Origin of the sequence: Actinacidiphila bryophytorum, assembly GCF_016916835.1 — a bacterium.
Classification (GTDB): Bacteria; Actinomycetota; Actinomycetes; order Streptomycetales; family Streptomycetaceae; genus Actinacidiphila; species Actinacidiphila bryophytorum.
In genome coordinates this window covers 364,327-380,468 of record NZ_JAFFIX010000001.1, presented here as the reverse complement: position 1 = coordinate 380,468, position 16,142 = coordinate 364,327, and the positions used below count along the sequence as shown (strand labels likewise).

Sequence of the window (16,142 nt, the reverse complement as noted above, 5' to 3'; positions counted from 1 at the left end):
CCGTTGGGGAGTATGACCGTATGCCCAGCACTCCGGCAGCGCGCACCACCCGGTCCACACCCGCCGAGCCCGACGGGCCCGGACGACACGACGTGCCCGCCGGCACCGGGAGGCAGCAGGGCGCCGCCCGCCGCACCGAACTGGCCGCCTTCCTGCGCAGCCGCCGGGCCAGGATCACCCCCGAGGACGTCGGGATGCCGCCCGGGCTGCGGCGGCGGACGCCCGGCCTGCGCCGCGAGGAGGTCGCGCAGCTCGCCGGGGTCGGCGTGACCTGGTACACCTGGCTCGAACAGGGCCGGCCGATCAACGCCAGCGTGCAGGTGCTCGACGCGGTGGCCCGGGTGCTACAGCTGGACACCACCGAGCGCGAGCACCTCTACCGGCTGGCCGGCATCCCCTTCGTGACCGAGCCGGTCTCGGACGTGGAGGCCGTGGGCGTGGAGTGCCAGGGCATCCTGGACGCCCTCAACCCGCTGCCTGCCGCGATCTACAACGCCCGCTACGACGTGCGCGCCACCAACGCGACCTACCGGGCGCTGTGGCCGATGACCTCGATCGTGGCGCGCTGGGAGCGCAACGTCCTCTACAAGCTCTTCACGGTGCCGGAGTGCTGCCTGACCTTCGTCAACAGCGCGGAGGAGCTGCCGTGGATGGTGGCCCAGGTGCGCAGGAGCTACGGGCGGCACGTCGGCGAGCCCGCGTGGGAGTCCTTCATCGCGCTGATGGTCAAGGAGAGCCCGACCTTCGCCCAGCTGTGGGCCAGCGGCAATGTCGCGGCGCCCGGCAAGCGGGTCAAGGCCTTCCGGCACGAGGGCATCGGGGTGATCAACATGACCTCGATGTCTTTGAGCGTGGACGGCATGGCCGAGCACCGCTTCGTGGTCTACACCCCGGTCACGGAGGACGACAGGCTGCGCATCGAGCAGCTGCGGCAGCTCGACGACCCCATCGTCGGCTGCTCCCTGCACGGCCGCCCGCTGTCGGTGATCATGGCGGAACGCGAGGCCGCGGCGGCCACCCAGGACTGCGACAAGTCGGCCTGACCAGAACCAGACCCAGGCCCGGAAACGCCGGAAGGCGAGCCCGAGGGGGGTGCGGGTGGCGAAACCCCCGCCCCGCGAGGCGAAGCCGAGCAGAAAGAAGACAGCGGGACCTGTCCGCACTTTCCGCGGACAGGTCCCGCCCTCTCACCTGTGGAGCTACGGGGAATTGAACCCCGGACCTCTTGCATGCCATGCAAGCGCTCTACCAACTGAGCTACAGCCCCGCGTGCGCCCGGGTTTCCCCTGACGACGTGAAGAAGCATAGCCGGTGGGTGGACCGGAAACGAAATCGGCTACGCGTCGTCCCCGAGGACCGGCTCGGGCAGGGTGCCCGCATTGTGCTCGGTCAGCCGCCAGCCGCGCGCGCCCTCGCCGAGCACCGACCAGCAGCAGTTGGACAGGCCGCCCAGCGACTCCCAGGTGAGCGGGTCGAGGCCGAGGAGGCGGCCGATGGTCGTACGGATCGTGCCGCCGTGGCTGACCACGACCAGCACTCCCCCGTCGGCCAGCTCGTCCGCGGCGGCGAGCACCACGGGTGCGGCGCGGTCGGCGACCTCGGTCTCCAGCTCGCCGCCGCCCCTGCGGACCGGCTCGCCGCGCTTCCAGGCGGCGTACTGCTCGCCGTACGAGGCCAGGATCTCCTCGTGGGTCAGTCCCTGCCAGTGCCCGGCATAGGTCTCCTGCAGCCCCTTGTCGTGCGTGACGGGCAGCCCGGTGAGCGCCGCCAGCTCGGCGGCGGTGGCCGCGGCCCTGCGCAGGTCGGAGGAGACGATGGCGTCGGGCGACAGCGCGGCCAGCAGGCGGGCGGAGCGGCGGGCCTGGGCCAGGCCGGTCTCGGTCAGCTCGATGTCGGTGTTGCCCTGGAAGCGCTGCTCCAGATTCCACGCCGTCTGGCCGTGCCGCCACAGCACGATCCTGCGGCCCCTGCCGCTGTGCCGACCGCTGCGCTGCCCGTTCAGCTCGGCTCCCCGTCCTCGTCCGCAGCGGCGGTGGCCGCGGCATGCTCCTTGCCCTTGCCCCGGGTGGCGACCGCGTCGTCCGGCAGCGCGATCTCCGGGCAGTCCTTCCACAGCCGCTCCAGGGCGTAGAAGACCCGCTCCTCCGAGTGCTGCACGTGCACGACGATGTCGATGTAGTCGAGCAGCACCCAGCGGCCGTCCCGCTCGCCCTCGCGGCGGACCGGCTTGACGTCCAGCTCCTTGAGCAGCGTCTCCTCGATGGCGTCGACGATCGCCTTGACCTGCCGGTCGTTCGGCGCGGACGCGACCAGGAAGGCGTCGGTGATGGACAGCACGTCGCTGACGTCGTAGGCGATGATGTCGTGCGCGAGCTTGTCGGCGGCTGCCTGGGCGGCGGTGCGGGTCAGCTCGATGGAACGGTCAGTGGCGGTCACAGAAACGGCTTTCCGGTCGGGGGCTGGACTTCTTCAAGGGTCTCACGACCCTCCGACAGCCCCCGACCGGTTTTCGATCACGCCGCGGCCGTCACTGCGTCGGCGGCTTGTAGTCCTTGCCGAGCGTGACCGCGATGTCGGCGTTGGCCGGCACCTTGCCCTTCTTGACCGCCGTCGGCGGCAGCCCGAGTGTCGCGGCGACGTCCTTGGCCGCGGCCAGCCGTGCCGGGTCGGCGTACAGCACCTCGGAGGTGCTCTTGGTGCTCGCCGCTTTGCCCCCGGCGACGTAGGTGTAGGTGCCGCCGTTGACGATCGCGGCCTGGGCCAGCGGGGCCGCCTTGGAATTGCCGGTCGCGTCGGCGATCAGGACCCGCGGCTGGGTGGTGCCCGCGGACTGCTTGACGGTGCCGCCGAGCACGTCCTTGACCAGGGTGTCGGTGTCCTGGCTGAGGGTGCCGTCCTTCTGCACCGGCAGCAGGGTGGTGCTGTACGCGCCGGTCTTGGCCAGGTTGGCCAGCTGCGCGAGCGAGGCGCCGAGCTGCTTGTCGGTCAGCGACGGGTCGAGGATCTGGCCGAGCGACTGCACGGTCCTGGTCGCGCCGGTGGCGTCGCTGGGCATCTTCTTCAGCACCGCCTGCAGGACCTGCCCGAAGCGGCTGAGCTGCTTGGTCTGCGGTTCGCCCGCGGCCCGGTAGGTGGCGTACGCGACGGCCGCCTGCCCGGTCAGCTCCTGCTGCTGCCCCTGCTGCACCAGCGTCTTCGCGCTGTCCTTGCCGGTGCCCTTCACCGTGGTGTCGGTGTCGACGTAGATGTCGCCGAGCGCGTCGACGAGCAGCTCCAGGTACGGGCTGTCCAGCCGCCAGCTGCCCTTGATGTCGGCGCCGAGCAGGGTGTTCAGCGAGTCCCTGACCGGGCCGATGCCGTCGCCGACCGCCTTGTCCAGCGGAGCCGCCATGCCGTCGTCCGAGGTGGTGGACAGGGTGTTCGGCAGCAGCAGGGTGGTGCCGCGGCCCTTGGTGCTGTTGTCCACCAGCAGGGCGGTGTCGCTGGGGCCGCCGTCGACCGGGATCAGGTGCACGACGATGACGTCGCGCTTCTGCGGCCCGGTCGCCGCGGCCTGCGCCGCCTTGGTCTTGCCGAGCCCGGGCAGCTTGCCCGCCTGCCACAGGTAGCCGGTGCCGCCGAGCAGCGCCAGCACCAGCAGCACGACCAGGCCGGTCTTGCGGTTGCGCCCGCGCCGCTTGGCCTCCTCGCGGCGCTCGGTGCGCGACTCGGAGAACTTGAGCCAGTCGATGACCTCTTCCGACTGCTCGGACTCCTCGTCGACGAAGGAGAACATCTCCGTCTGGTAGCCGGAGCGCCCGCCGGCCCCCGCCGCACCGCCGGCCGCGGCCGGCTCCTCGGCGGCGCCGCTCTGCGCGGGCATCTGGCCGGTCTCGTAGACCGCGTGCTGCCCGGTGTCGTAGGCGGGCATCTGCCCGGTCTCGTACGCGGGCATCTGGCCCGTCTCGTACACCGGCATCTGGCCGGTCCCGTAGACCGCGTGCTGGCCGGTGTCGTAGACCGGCTGCTGGCCCGTCTCGTACGCGGGCTGCTGTCCGGTGTCGTACACCGCGTGCCCGCCCGTGTCGTACGACTGCGGCTGCTGCTGGTCGTAGTACGGCTGCTGGGGCTGCTGCGGGATCCAGCCCGCCTCCCGGCCGGGAGGCGGCGGCTGCGGCGGGACGGGGCGGCCGCCGTAGGTCTGGTACGGGTCCTGGTAGCCGGGCTGCTGCGGCACCTGGGGGGCCTGCGGCGGCGGCGGCTGCCGGGGGTTCCCGTACTGGTCGTAACCGTAGGACTGCTGCTGGTAATAGGGGTCCTGCGGGTAAGGGTCCCTCTCGTCGTCGGGTCCACCCTCGGCATATTGCCAACGGGGGTTTGCGTCGTTCACGAGGAACCCCTTCACGTGCTTCGTTTCGCGGCGCCTGCTACCCGGAAGCGTCCCGGTAGAGCGCGCGCTTGTCGATGTAGCGCACCACCCCGTCCGGAACCAAGTACCAGACCGGATCCCCCTTGGCCACCCGCTGGCGGCAGTCCGTCGAGGAGATCGCCAGCGCCGGGACCTCCACGAGGGACACTCCGCCCTCGGGGAAGCCCGGGTCCGACAGCGTATGCCCAGGACGGGTCACCCCGATGAAATGTGCGAGCGAGAACAGCTCCTCGGCATTGCGCCAGGAGAAGATCTGCGACAGCGCGTCCGCGCCGGTGATGAAGAAGAGCTCCGCCGCCGGGTGCTCGGCGCGCAGGTCGCGCAGGGTGTCGATGGTGTACGTCGTGCCCGCACGGTCGATGTCGCTGCGGCTGACCGAGAACGTCGGGTTCGACGCGGTGGCGATCACCGTCATCAGATACCGGTCCTCGGCAGCGGACACCTGCCGGTCGCTCTTCTGCCAGGGCTGCCCGGTCGGCACGAAGACCACCTCGTCGAGGTGGAAGAGGCTCGCCACCTCGCTCGCGGCCACCAGGTGCCCGTGGTGGATGGGGTCGAACGTGCCGCCCATCACACCGATGCGGCGCTTGCTGTCGGACATGGCGCCGGTCAGTCCCGGTTGAAGCGGGTGACCAGCCACAGCAGGATCAGCAGGGCACCCAGCGCGCCGAACCCGGTCAGGTACGGGCTCAGGCTCGGGTGGTTGCCGCCGTTGTCCTCGGCGAGGGTGGTCAGAGCGGAGACTGCGAGGGGCGACATGTCAGCGGAACCCTTTGCGAAGTCGGGGACGGGCGGGAAGACTCTGCGGACATCGTACGGGCGGCCCTGCGGGAACTTCGCGCAGGCTCTGCGCGTCCAGAGTATGTACCGGTGGGCTACCAGGGGGTTGGGCCAGTATGTCCGAGTCGAACGGACCGAACGACGGTCGTGTGAGCACCGAGAAGCTGCCCGGACGCAGCCGCAAGCGGTTCCCTGACATCTCCTCACGCGCCTACGAGCACCCCGCGGACAGGTCCGCCCTGGTGGCGCTGCGCAAGCTCACCGGCTTCGACACCGTCTTCAAGTCGCTCAGCGGACTGCTCCCCGAGCGCAGCCTGCGGCTGCTGTTCCTGTCGGACTCCGTCCGGGTCAGCGACGAGCAGTTCGCGCACCTCAACGCGATGCTGCGGGACGCCTGCTACATCCTGGACCTGGAGAAGGTCCCGTCGATGTACGTGACGATGGACCCGCAGCCCAATGCCATGTGCATCGGCATGGACGCGCCGATCATCGTGGTCACCACCGGCCTGGTCGAGCTGCTCGACGAAGAGGAGATGCGCGCGGTCATCGGACACGAGGTCGGCCACGCCCTGTCCGGCCACTCGGTCTACCGGACGATACTGCTCTTCCTGACCAACCTGGCGCTGCGCGTGGCCTGGATACCGCTGGGCAATCTCGCGGTGCTGGCGATCATCACCGCGCTGCGCGAGTGGTTCCGCAAGTCGGAGCTGTCGGCGGACCGGGCCGGGCTGCTGGTCGGCCAGGACCTGCAGGCCTCGATGCGCGGCCTGATGAAGATCGCCGGCGGCAACCACCTGCACGAGATGAACGTGGACGCCTTCCTCAAGCAGGCCGACGAGTACGAGGCGGCCGGCGACCTGCGCGACTCGGTGCTCAAGATCCTCAACGTGCTGCCGCGCAGCCACCCCTTCACCACCGTCAGGGCCGCCGAGCTGCGCCGCTGGGCGGCCACCCGGGAGTACCAGCGGCTGATGGACGGCCACTACCCGCGGCGGACCGCCGACAAGGACGCCTCGGTCTCCGACGCCTTCCGGGAGTCGGCCACCCACTACGCCGACACGGTGAAGAAGTCCAAGGACCCGCTGATGGGCCTGATCCGCGACATCACCAACGGCGCAGGCGACGTCGGCGGCAAGCTCAGGGACCGCTTCACAGGAGGCGGTACGTCGCAGGCGACTGCGGAACGGCCTGCGGGGTCAGCAGCGGACTCCGACCAGGACCCGGAAGGTGAGCAGCCGGAGAGCCCGCTGCCGTAGCCGTCGCCGTCGCCGTGGCGGGGGTCGTGGCCGTCGCGGGCGGGGCGGGAGCGCCCGTCGCATCCGTCAGCGGCGCGCACACCGCACCCGGCGGGTGGTCGCGGTTGTACGGGTCCGCACCGGCGACCGCGTCCGGCGCGGACTGGCCGGCCAGTATCGGCTGGAAGTAGCTCTGCACCTCCGCCGAGCAGGCCAGCGGCCCGGCCGCGACGTCCGCCTGCACCACCTCGATCCGGTGCCGGGTCAGCTCCTGGTGGTCGAAGTGGAAGCGCAGCTTGCGCCGGACGGTGAACAGCGACACCGTCCGGTCCGGGTCGGACGAGCCGCTGATCGCGTAGACGTAGGTGTGGTCGGCGACGATCTCCAGATGGTCGTCACCGGTCTGCGACGCCGCCCAGCTGCCGTTCACCCGGATGCCCGCGTCGCCGCCTGCCAGCTCCACCCGCACCGCGGGGTCCGGGTCGAAGCGCACCATCCAGCCGGTGACCTCCCGCGAGCCGTCGGCCGCCGGGTCGCTGAGGCTGCGGTCGAACTGGGCGATCTGGCTCGGGTCGAGCAGCGCGCGCACCTCGCCCACGTCGCCGCCGGTGACGGTCTGCGCCTCAAGGGCGGACTCGGTGATGAAGTCGACGGCCGTGTCGTAGCCCTCGGTGACCTCACTCTCGGAGTATCCGCCGATCCGGTGCATGTCCTTGGGCACGTTCAGCCCGGCGACCCCGGTGGAGTAGCCGGCCGCCTCGGTGCCGGTGAAGGGCGCCTTCGGGGAGACCGCGGGCACGGTGCCGCCCGGCACCAGCGGGACGACCGTGACGCGCAGCTGCTCGCCGGTCCCCGCGTCGCGGGCCTTGTAGGGGTGGCGTACGCCCATGTAGATGGCGAAGCCGAAGGCCAGCACGATGAGCAGGATCAGCGCCACCGCCTGGCGGGCCAGGCCGCGCGGCAGCACATGGCGGATCCTGACCGGATGGGACGCGTCGTCCTCGCGTTCACGCGCCGAGTACTCCTGGATCCGGGCAGCTCTCACGAACGATTCGTCGAAGACGACGGATCGGTACTCGTCCTCACCGCCTCCTGAGGCGCCCTCGGGCGTGCCCTCAGGAGGGTCTCCAGGCCCGCTCATATCACAAGGTTAAGTCCGCGGGCGCGGGAATAAACTCCCCGGTACCGGCCGAGTTGACACGAGATCAGGGAATCGGGGTGCTGGCGACCGGCGGTATCAGCTGGCTGCCGACCGGACTGCCGCTGGACGGCGGCGGGTCGGCCGGCTGCCGGGTGGCGCCGCCCGCGCCGCGGTAGACCGCGGCGAAGGTCAGGGCGACCACTCCGATGCCCATGACCACCGCAAGAGCCCAGGCCACCGGGCGGTGCCAGCGGGTGCTGCTGCCCCGGTAGGGGTGCCCCGCGGCATACAGCGGGTCGCTTTCCGGGAAGTCGGCGTCGTCGCCCGCCTCGGGAACCGCCGAGCGCGGGTTTCTGCGCCGCCCGGGCCAGCCGGGCGGTAGCGCGGGACCTTCGGCGACGGCCAGCATCCGTTCCCGGGCCGTGGGCTCGTGGAACAGAGCAGACCGTACGAATTCTTCGTCGAGGACTACGGAGGCGAATTCGTCATCGTCCGGCATCTGTCCAGAGTAATGCGGAAGTTGGCCCTTTGGGCAGGGGAATCCCGGTTGGCTGTGGGCTTCCTGTGCACCCGGACGGCCCAACCCCGGCGGGCGGCGGCCCGCCGCAGGTCAGCGGGTGTGGCCGTCGCCGGTGACGATGTACTTGGTGGAGGTCAGCTCGGGCAGCCCCATGGGGCCGCGGGCGTGCAGCTTCTGGGTGGAGATGCCGATCTCCGCGCCGAAGCCGAACTGGCCGCCGTCGGTGAAGCGGGTCGAGGTGTTCACCATCACCGCGGCCGCGTCGACCAGCTGGGTGAAGCGGCGGGCCGCGGGCTGCGAGGACGTCACGATCGCCTCGGTGTGGCCGGAGGACCACAGCCGGATGTGCGCGACCGCCGCGTCGAGCGAGTCCACCACACCGGCGGCGATGTCGTAGGACAGGTACTCGGTCTCCCAGTCCTCCGCGGTCACCGGCACGACGGTGGCCTTGCTGCCGGCCGCCTCGGCCGCGGCCACCACCTGCGGGTCGCCGTGCACGGTGACCCCGGCGCCGGCCAGCGCCTCCAGGGCGCGCGGCAGGAAGCGCTCGGCGATGTCCCGGTGCACCAGCAGCGTCTCCGCGGCATTGCACACGCTGGGCCGCTGGGCCTTGGAGTTGACCAGGATCTCCACGGCCATGTCCAGGTCGGCGTCGGCGTCCACGTAGACGTGGCAGTTGCCGGTGCCGGTCTCGATCACCGGGACGGTGGAGCCCTCCACCACGGTACGGATCAGGGCCGCGCCGCCGCGCGGGATCAGCACGTCCACCATGCCGCGGGCGCGCATCAGCTCGGTGACCGACTCGCGGCTCTCGCCCGGGACGAGCTGCACGGCGTCGGCGGGCAGCCCCGCCCCGCCGACCGCGTCCCGCAGCACCGTGACCAGGGCGGTGTTCGACGCGTACGCCGAGGACGAGCCGCGCAGCAGCACCGCGTTGCCCGACTTCAGGCACAGCGCGGCGGCGTCCACGGTCACGTTCGGCCTGGCCTCGTAGATGATGCCGACCACCCCGAGTGGCACCCTGACCTGGCGCAGGTCGAGGCCGTTCGGCAGCGTCGAGCCGCGCAGCACCTCACCCACCGGGTCGGGCAGCCCCGCCACGTGCCGCACGTCGGCGGCGATCGCGGCGACGCGCTCGCGCGTGAGCGTCAGCCGGTCGATGATCGCCGGGCTGGTCCCTGCCTCCTCCGCCCGCGCCACGTCCTCCGCGTTCGCGGCGACGATCTCCTGCGTGCGGACGATCAGCGCGTCCGCGATGGCCAGCAGCGCGTCGTCCTTCGCGGCCCGCGCGAGCGGGGCCAGATCCGCCGCGGCGGATTTGGCGCGGTAGGCCGCGAGCAGGACGGGGGACTTCGGGAGCGGCGACAGCAGATCCATGTCAGTAGCGTACTGACCGCGAACTGCCCGCGCCCCGTCCGCCCAGCCCCCGGACACCCCTCGCGGGAGGCGCCCTCCCGCCCGGACGGCGCCACCCAGGGGCGCGGGAAGGGCGGCCCCCGCAGGGGAAGCGCTTGCCCTCCGCCGAAGAGGCAGCCCCCCGCAGGGGGTCAGAAGGGGTGGACGCCCGCGGGGATCGTGGGGGCGGGGGCGTGGCCGGCGGCCAGGCGCTGGTGGTAGGTCTCGCGGTCGATCACTTCGAGACCGACCGTCTCCCAGGGCGGGAGTCCCGCGGAGGAGCGGTGCTCACCCCACAGCCGCAGGGCCAGCGCAGCGGCGTCGTGGACGTCCCTGGCCTCCTCCCAGTAGCGGATCTCCGCGTGGTCGGGGGCGTAGCGGCTGGTGAGCAGGAAGGGGTGGTCGTGGGCGAGCTGTTCGAGGCCGCGGCGCAGTTCCGGCAGCGGGGTCAGCGGTCCCGAGACGCTGAGCGTGACGTGCCAGAGCCGGGCGGCGGGCCGGTCCTGCGGCCGCGACTGGTGCGGCACCACCGCGCCGTCCGGTGCCGCGCGGTCGACGCTGACCAGCGCGCGCTCCGACGAAGTCCTGGTCAATGGCCCTGGGCGCCCTCGTTTCACCGGCGGTCTCCCTGTGGGTTGCGTCCGCCGCCGCCCGCCCCGCCCGTGCCTGCGGGCACGGATCCGGGCGGTGGCAGGGACGTACCTGCGCATCGCATCCTCATCAAAGTTGACCAGGCTCCGGCTGGCGGCGGGGGCGTTTTCCGCAAGAAGCCCCCGACGAGGTCAGCCCGTGAGCCCCTGGCGCCTCAGCAGCACCAGGTCGTCGCGGTGCACGACCTCGCGTTCGTAGGCCGCCCCCAGCTCGGCCGCCAGCTCCCTGGTGGAGCGGCCGAGCAGCCTGGGCAGCTCGCGCGCGTCGTAGTTGACCAGGCCGCGGGCCACCGCGACGCCGGACTCGTCGACCAGGTCCACCGGGTCACCCGCGGCGAAGTCGCCCTCGACCCCGGTGAGCCCCGCGGGCAGCAGCGAGCTGTGCCGCTGGGTGACCGCGCGGACCGCGCCGGCGTCGAGCCGGAGGATGCCGCGCGGGGCGGAGGCGTGGGCGAGCCACAGCAGCCGGTCGGCGGAGCGTTTGCCGGTGCGGTGGAAGTGGGTGCCGGTGGGGCGGCCGGCCAGCGCGTCGGCGGCGTGCACCGCGGAGGTCAGCACGACGGGGACGCCGGCGCCGGTGGCGATGGCCGCGGCCTCGACCTTGGTGACCATCCCGCCGGTGCCCACACCCGCCTTCCCGGCGCTGCCGATGGAGACGCCTTCGAGGTCGCGGGGTCCTGTGACCTCGGCGATCAGGCTGGTGCCCGGGGTGCGCGGGTCGCCGTCGTAGAGGCCGTCGACGTCGGAGAGCAGGACCAGCAGGTCGGCGCGCACCAGGTGGGCGACCAGGGCGGCGAGCCGGTCGTTGTCGCCGAAGCGGATCTCGTCGGTGGCGACGGTGTCGTTCTCGTTGACGACCGGCAGGGCGCCCATGGCGAGCAGCTGGTCGAGGGTGCGGTAGGCGTTGCGGTAGTGGGCGCGGCGGCTGACGTCGTCGGAGGTGAGCAGCACCTGGCCGACGCGGATGCCGTAGCGGGCGAAGGAGGCGGTGTAGCGGGCGACCAGCAGGCCCTGCCCGACGCTTGCCGCGGCCTGCTGCCGCGCCAGGTCGCGGGGTCTGCGGGGCAGCCCGAGCGGGGCGAGCCCGGCGGCGATGGCGCCGGAGGAGACCAGCACGATCTCCCGGTCCTCGCGCGCCTTGACCAGCACGTCGACCAGGGCGTCCACCCGGTCGGCGTCCAGGCCGCCGGCGGCCGTGGTCAGCGACGAGGAGCCGACCTTGACCACGACTCTGCGGGCCTCCACCACGTCCTGCCGTGCCGCCGTCGTCACCGTACGTCCGTCCCTCGTGTCGGGGTGTGCGCTGCCGCCGCGCCCGCCGCTGCCGCGGCTACTGCGGGTGGCGCAGCTGCCAGCCCGCCCAGGCCGAGGTGATCATGTCGCGGATGTCGTGCGAGGCCGACCAGCCCAGTTCCTTGCTGATCGCCTCGGCGGACGCGACGACCCTGGCCGGGTCGCCGGGGCGGCGCGCGACCACCTCGGGGGCGGTCCCAGTGTGGCCCGAAACCTCCTGGATGATCGCCACCATCTCGGCCACCGAGACGCCCTCGCCGCGGCCGATGTTCAGCACCAGGTGCGCGTCGCGGTCCTCGGCGAGCCGGCGGGCGGCGGCGACGTGCGCGGAGGCGATGTCCTCGACGTGCACGTAGTCGCGGATGCAGGTGCCGTCGGGGGTGGGGTAGTCGGCGCCGAAGACCAGCGGGGCCTGGCCGCGGCCGAGCCGCTCGAAGACCATCGGCACCAGGTTGGTGGCGCCGGGGTCGCCCAGTTCGGGGCCGGCGGCGCCGGCGACGTTGAAATAGCGCAGCGACGCGGTGGCGATGCCGTGCGCCCGGCCGACGGCGCCGACGAGCCACTCCCCGGCCAGTTTGGTCTCGCCGTAGGGGTTCATCGGCTCGCACGGGGTCTGCTCGGTGACCAGGTCCACGTCGGGCATTCCGTACACGGCCGCGGAGGAGGAGAAGACGAAGCTGTCCACCTGCCCGTCGACGGCCGCCTCCAGAACGGTCCGCAGGCCCTCGACGTTCTCCCGGAAATACCACAGCGGGCGCTCGACGGACTCGCCGACCTGCTTCTTCGCGGCGATGTGCACGATGCCGCGCACCTCGTGCTCGCGCAGCACCCGGTCGAGCAGCGGCCGGTCGAGGACGCTGCCGTGCACCAGCGGGACACCGGCGGGAAGGCGTTCCGGATCACCGGTGCTCAGGTCGTCGAGGACCACGAGGGGTTGCCGGTCGGCGACGAGGGCCTTGACGACGTGTGAACCGATGTAGCCGGCGCCGCCGGTAATCATCCAGGTCATGGCCGGAAGTCTAACGATCGGAGGGTAAACCCCCGAGCCGGGTGTCGTACCCGGGGGATAGACTCCCGCCACCGGAACCGGATGGATCATCAAAATAGATCGGAAGTCCAGGTTCGGGATTCACTGTTTGAGATCCCATGGGGGGATTAGTGTCAGAAAACAAGCCGGCGAGGCCCAACGGCCGCCGGCGTCTTGTGGCGGCGTGCACGGCCGGCATCCTCTCGCTCGGCGCCTTCGCGCTGAGCACGGGTGCCCAGGCCGCAGAGCCCGGCGCACGCCCGACCCCGCAGCGGCCCTCGGCCGCCGCACAGCAGGCACCGCACCTCACGGCACCGAAGACGGTGCAGAAGTCGAAGCTCACGGCGAACGCCGCGGTCCAGACCCCGGCGCCCGTCCGCTACGACATCGACGGCGACGGCGTCGCCGACCAGCTGTACCGCGGTGGGGACTACCACTGGTACAACTCGCTGGCCACCGAGGACCAGGACCTGGGCACGTCCAACCCGCAGTTCACGGACGTCGTCACCCCCGGCAACATCGACGGGGTCCCCGGCCCCGACGTGCTGGGGCTGACCGCCAGCGGCAAGCTGGAGGCGTTCAGCGGGTCGAACTTCCCGAACTACCCCGGCTGGACCAGCTCCGGCTGGACGATCTACAACAAGGTCTTCGCGGTCGACGACGTCACAGGGGACGGTATCCCCGACATCGCCGCGCGGACTTTCGACGGCCACCTGTACCTCTTCCCCGGCACCGGCAACGGCAGCGCGCCGTACAAGACGCGCCTGCTGATCGGCTCCGGCTGGGCCGTCTACGACCAGCTGGCCGGCGCGGGCGACCTCGACGGTGACGGCATCAGCGACCTGGTCGCGCGCGACACCACGGGCAAGCTGTACTTCTACAAGGCCACCGGCAACGCGTCCGCGCCCTACAAGGGCAAGGTGCTGATCGGCTCCGGCTGGAACACGTACAACGAGGTCATCGGTCTCGGCAACAGCGAGAACGGCACCGGGTTCCTGTTCGCCCGCGCCTTCAACGGCGACATGTACGGCTACGCGCCGAACGGCACCGGCGGCTTCAAGGCAGCCCAGAAGATGTTCACCGGCGGTCAGTTCTTCGACGTGATGGCCGGCATGGGCGGCGTCCAGAACTGGGGCAAGAAGTGGCTGCTGGGCGTCGACACGGCCGGCACGCTGTGGGGCTACGTGCCGAACAACAAGGGCACGTTCTTCTCCCGGGACGCGGCCAGCGACTCCAAGGAGTTCGCGGGGGTCACGAACTTCGCCCTGGGCGTCTCGCCGACCGACAGCGGTGACCCGGAGCTGCTCTTCAGCTACGGCAACGTGCTGTACAACGGCAGCCGCGGCGGCGTGAAGATCACCGCGGGCTGGACGTACAACATGATGGTCGCCCCCGGCGACGTCAGCGGTGACGGCAAGAGCGACCTGCTAGCCCGGAACTCCTCGGGACAGCTGTACCTCTTCCCCGGCACGGGCACCGGCACCGGCTACGCGGCAGGCAAGCTGCTGGGCGCGGGCTGGAACACCTACAGCGCCGTCATCGGCGCCGGCGACATCTCCGGCGACGGGCGTGCCGACATCCTGGCCCGGGCCGGCGACGGCAGCCTGTACCTGTACAAGGGCACGGGCAGCGCCACGGCGCCGTTCTCGGCCCGGGTGAAGGTCGGCGCGGGCTTCACCCCCGCCGCCTTCCCGAAGCTGGCCACGGCCGGCGACATCGACGGCAACGGCCTGGCCGACCTGCTGGCGATCAGCTCGGGCGGCACGATGTACCGCTTCAGCTCGCTGGGCAACGGCAAGTTCGGCGCCAAGACGTCGCTGGGCAACGGCTGGAACACCTACAGCCGGCTGTTCTGACCTCGGTCCGACGGCACGCACCGCAGCACGACACGCACGACAGGGCGCCCGCACCGGTCTCTCCGGGGCGGGCGCCCTGCCGTGTACGCCCGCCCGGCCTGTGATCTCCGCCACGCGCCCTGGCAGGCACCCGCCGTACGGGTTACGGACGCATGTACGCCGTTCTACTCGGATTGGGCGGCCGACTGAACTTCCGCCGTCTTGACCTTGATGGGTCCCCGGCGCGACTTTGGTTCTGTCTACCATGGCCCTGCTCAGCGTCCCGCGCCGAAAGTGACCACGATGCGACTGTCGATAGTAGTTCCCTGCTACAACGAGGAAGCCGTGATCGAACTCTTCGACGCGCGGATTCGGGAAACCCTCGACGCCCAGGGAATCGACTACGAAATCTGCTACGTCGACGACGGCAGTGCCGACGACACCCTGGGCAAGTTGCGGGGTCTCGCCCAGCGCGGCGGCGACAGCACGCACTATGTGTCGTTCAGCCGTAATTTCGGCAAGGAATCGGCCATGCTCGCGGGGATGCGCGAGGCCACCGGCGACGCCGTGGTGCTGATGGACGCGGACCTGCAGCACCCGCCGGAGCTGATCGAGCGCATGCTGGAGCTCCAGGCCAGCGGCTACGACCAGGTCATCGCCCGGCGCACCCGCGAGGGCGACCGCAAGCTGCGCACCGCCGTCAGCCGGCTGTACTACCGCATGATCAACAAGTGGGTCGACGTCGAGCTGACCGACGGCGTGGGCGATTTCCGGCTGCTCTCCCGCCGGGCGGTCGACGCGCTGCTGTCGCTGCAGGAGTACAACCGCTTCTCCAAGGGCCTGTTCTCCTGGATCGGTTTCGACACCGTCACCTTCGACTACCGCAACGCCGCCCGCGAGGCCGGCGAGACGAAGTGGCGTTTCGGGTCGCTGGTCAACTACGGCATGGACGGGCTGATCTCGTTCAACAACCGCCCGCTGCGACTGGCCATCTACGCCGGTATAGCGCTGTCCGCGGTGGCCGCGGCCTACGCGACGGTGATCACCGTGATGGCGGCCATCCAGGGTCCGAGCGCCCCCGGCTACGTCACCCTGCTCGTGGCGATCGTCGGCCTCGGCGGTCTGCAGATGATGATGCTCGGGTTGATAGGCGAGTACATCGGGCGCATCTACTACGAGACCAAGCGCCGCCCGCATTTCCTGGTCAAGGAGACCGACGGGTCCTTCGCTTTCCGCGCGCACGAGGAAGCGGTCGCGCAGGCCCACCGGGTTCCCACCAGCCGGGAGATCCTGTGAAGCTGTCCCCGCAGATGATGCAGATCGTCCGCTTCGCGCTGGTCGGCGGCGTCAACACGGCGACTTTCTACGGCTTCTACCTGGCCCTGCACGGCCTGATGCCGTATTTCGCGGCCTATTCCGCGGCATTCGTGCTGAGCATGACCGGTTCGTTCTTCCTGAACACCTACTTCACCTACCGCACCCGGCCGACCTGGCGGAAGTTCCTGCTCTTCCCGCTGACGAACGTGACCAACTACGTGATCACGAGCATCGGCGTGTACGTCTTCGTGGAATGGGCGGGGATGAACGACACGATCGCGCCGCTGGTGGCCGCCACCGCCGCGATCCCGTTCACCTACCTGCTGTCGCGGCGCATCCTGACCCGCGACCACTCCGCCGATTCCGTCGCCGAAACCGCCGCAGAAACCGGCACCGCCGCCACCGTCTGACCCCGTCCCACCTGCCCGGCCTCGGCCCCGTCCGGCCCTCGCGCAGGTGGGATCACGGAGGCCTTTTTGTCATGCCCCTGACGGACCCGGGACCCTGATGAACACCACATGTACTGAATTCGTCACTACGG

The 16,142-nt window shown here is 71.0% G+C and carries 16 protein-coding genes and 1 tRNA gene; 5 read left to right on the top strand and 12 right to left on the bottom strand.

The features are described from left to right. The first annotated feature begins 20 nt into the window (after positions 1 to 20). Positions 21 to 1,043, top strand: coding sequence for a helix-turn-helix transcriptional regulator (locus JT723_RS01580; protein WP_205042484.1), 1,023 nt, complete (start codon positions 21 to 23; stop codon positions 1,041 to 1,043). A 151-nt stretch (positions 1,044 to 1,194) separates the two neighbouring features. On the opposite strand, the gene JT723_RS01575 is transcribed toward JT723_RS01580, so the two are convergent. The 6 genes from JT723_RS01575 to JT723_RS01550 form a co-directional block, all read right to left on the bottom strand. Next, positions 1,195 to 1,267: transfer RNA gene (locus JT723_RS01575), tRNA-Ala, on the bottom strand. Between the two features lie 69 nt (positions 1,268 to 1,336). Beyond that, positions 1,337 to 2,002, bottom strand: coding sequence for a histidine phosphatase family protein (locus JT723_RS01570; protein ID WP_240164965.1), 666 nt, complete (start codon positions 2,000 to 2,002; stop codon positions 1,337 to 1,339). Next, on the bottom strand, positions 1,999 to 2,436 hold the full coding sequence (gene rsfS / locus JT723_RS01565; RefSeq protein ID WP_205042482.1) for a ribosome silencing factor: 438 nt from the start codon (positions 2,434 to 2,436) through the stop codon (positions 1,999 to 2,001). The genes JT723_RS01570 and rsfS overlap by 4 nt, the downstream gene beginning before the upstream one ends. A gap of 91 nt (positions 2,437 to 2,527) precedes the next feature. Further along, positions 2,528 to 4,369, bottom strand: a complete 1,842-nt coding sequence (locus tag JT723_RS01560; protein ID WP_251512803.1) for an LCP family protein — start codon at positions 4,367 to 4,369, stop codon at positions 2,528 to 2,530. 37 nt (positions 4,370 to 4,406) lie between these two features. After that, entirely contained in the window at positions 4,407 to 5,009 is a 603-nt protein-coding gene (nadD, locus tag JT723_RS01555; RefSeq protein ID WP_205042481.1) for a nicotinate-nucleotide adenylyltransferase, read from the bottom strand. Positions 5,010 to 5,017: 8 nt separating this feature from the next. Next, positions 5,018 to 5,167, bottom strand: a complete 150-nt coding sequence (locus JT723_RS01550; RefSeq protein ID WP_205042480.1) for a hypothetical protein — start codon at positions 5,165 to 5,167, stop codon at positions 5,018 to 5,020. A 137-nt stretch (positions 5,168 to 5,304) separates the two neighbouring features. Here JT723_RS01550 and JT723_RS01545 point away from each other — a divergent pair, with 137 nt between their 5' ends. Beyond that, positions 5,305 to 6,444, top strand: coding sequence for a M48 family metallopeptidase (locus JT723_RS01545; protein ID WP_205042479.1), 1,140 nt, complete (start codon positions 5,305 to 5,307; stop codon positions 6,442 to 6,444). On the opposite strand, the gene JT723_RS01540 is transcribed toward JT723_RS01545, so the two are convergent. The 6 genes from JT723_RS01540 to galE all read right to left on the bottom strand — a co-directional run bounded on the left by JT723_RS01540 (position 6,338) and on the right by galE (position 12,431). After that, entirely contained in the window at positions 6,338 to 7,564 is a 1,227-nt protein-coding gene (locus tag JT723_RS01540) for an SCO2583 family membrane protein (RefSeq protein WP_205042478.1), read from the bottom strand. The two genes, JT723_RS01545 and JT723_RS01540, sit on opposite strands and share 107 nt — an antisense overlap. A gap of 64 nt (positions 7,565 to 7,628) precedes the next feature. Then, complete coding sequence (locus tag JT723_RS01535; RefSeq protein WP_205042477.1) at positions 7,629 to 8,063, bottom strand: SCO2583/SCO2584 N-terminal domain-containing protein; 435 nt, start codon at positions 8,061 to 8,063, stop codon at positions 7,629 to 7,631. A gap of 111 nt (positions 8,064 to 8,174) precedes the next feature. Then, positions 8,175 to 9,461 (bottom strand): glutamate-5-semialdehyde dehydrogenase, encoded by a 1,287-nt coding sequence (locus JT723_RS01530; RefSeq protein ID WP_205042476.1) that lies wholly within the window; start codon positions 9,459 to 9,461, stop codon positions 8,175 to 8,177. 170 nt (positions 9,462 to 9,631) lie between these two features. After that, on the bottom strand, positions 9,632 to 10,096 hold the full coding sequence (locus tag JT723_RS01525; protein WP_205042475.1) for a DUF8830 family protein: 465 nt from the start codon (positions 10,094 to 10,096) through the stop codon (positions 9,632 to 9,634). Between the two features lie 165 nt (positions 10,097 to 10,261). Beyond that, positions 10,262 to 11,377 carry a glutamate 5-kinase gene (proB, locus tag JT723_RS01520; protein WP_205042796.1) on the bottom strand — a complete coding sequence of 372 codons (1,116 nt, stop codon included), beginning with the start codon at positions 11,375 to 11,377 and terminating at the stop codon, positions 10,262 to 10,264. An 82-nt stretch (positions 11,378 to 11,459) separates the two neighbouring features. Continuing rightward, positions 11,460 to 12,431 (bottom strand): UDP-glucose 4-epimerase GalE, encoded by a 972-nt coding sequence (gene galE / locus JT723_RS01515; protein ID WP_205042474.1) that lies wholly within the window; start codon positions 12,429 to 12,431, stop codon positions 11,460 to 11,462. Positions 12,432 to 12,580: 149 nt separating this feature from the next. Between galE and JT723_RS01510 the strand changes: the two genes are divergently transcribed. The 3 genes from JT723_RS01510 to JT723_RS01500 all read left to right on the top strand — a co-directional run bounded on the left by JT723_RS01510 (position 12,581) and on the right by JT723_RS01500 (position 16,011). After that, the gene (locus JT723_RS01510) at positions 12,581 to 14,305 is read left to right on the top strand and encodes an FG-GAP repeat domain-containing protein (protein WP_205042473.1); all 1,725 of its coding nucleotides are present in this window, start codon (positions 12,581 to 12,583) and stop codon (positions 14,303 to 14,305) included. Positions 14,306 to 14,587: 282 nt separating this feature from the next. After that, complete coding sequence (locus JT723_RS01505; RefSeq protein WP_205042472.1) at positions 14,588 to 15,580, top strand: glycosyltransferase family 2 protein; 993 nt, start codon at positions 14,588 to 14,590, stop codon at positions 15,578 to 15,580. 14 nt (positions 15,581 to 15,594) lie between these two features. After that, positions 15,595 to 16,011 (top strand): GtrA family protein, encoded by a 417-nt coding sequence (locus JT723_RS01500; protein ID WP_205042795.1) that lies wholly within the window; start codon positions 15,595 to 15,597, stop codon positions 16,009 to 16,011. Positions 16,012 to 16,142 lie beyond the last annotated feature (131 nt).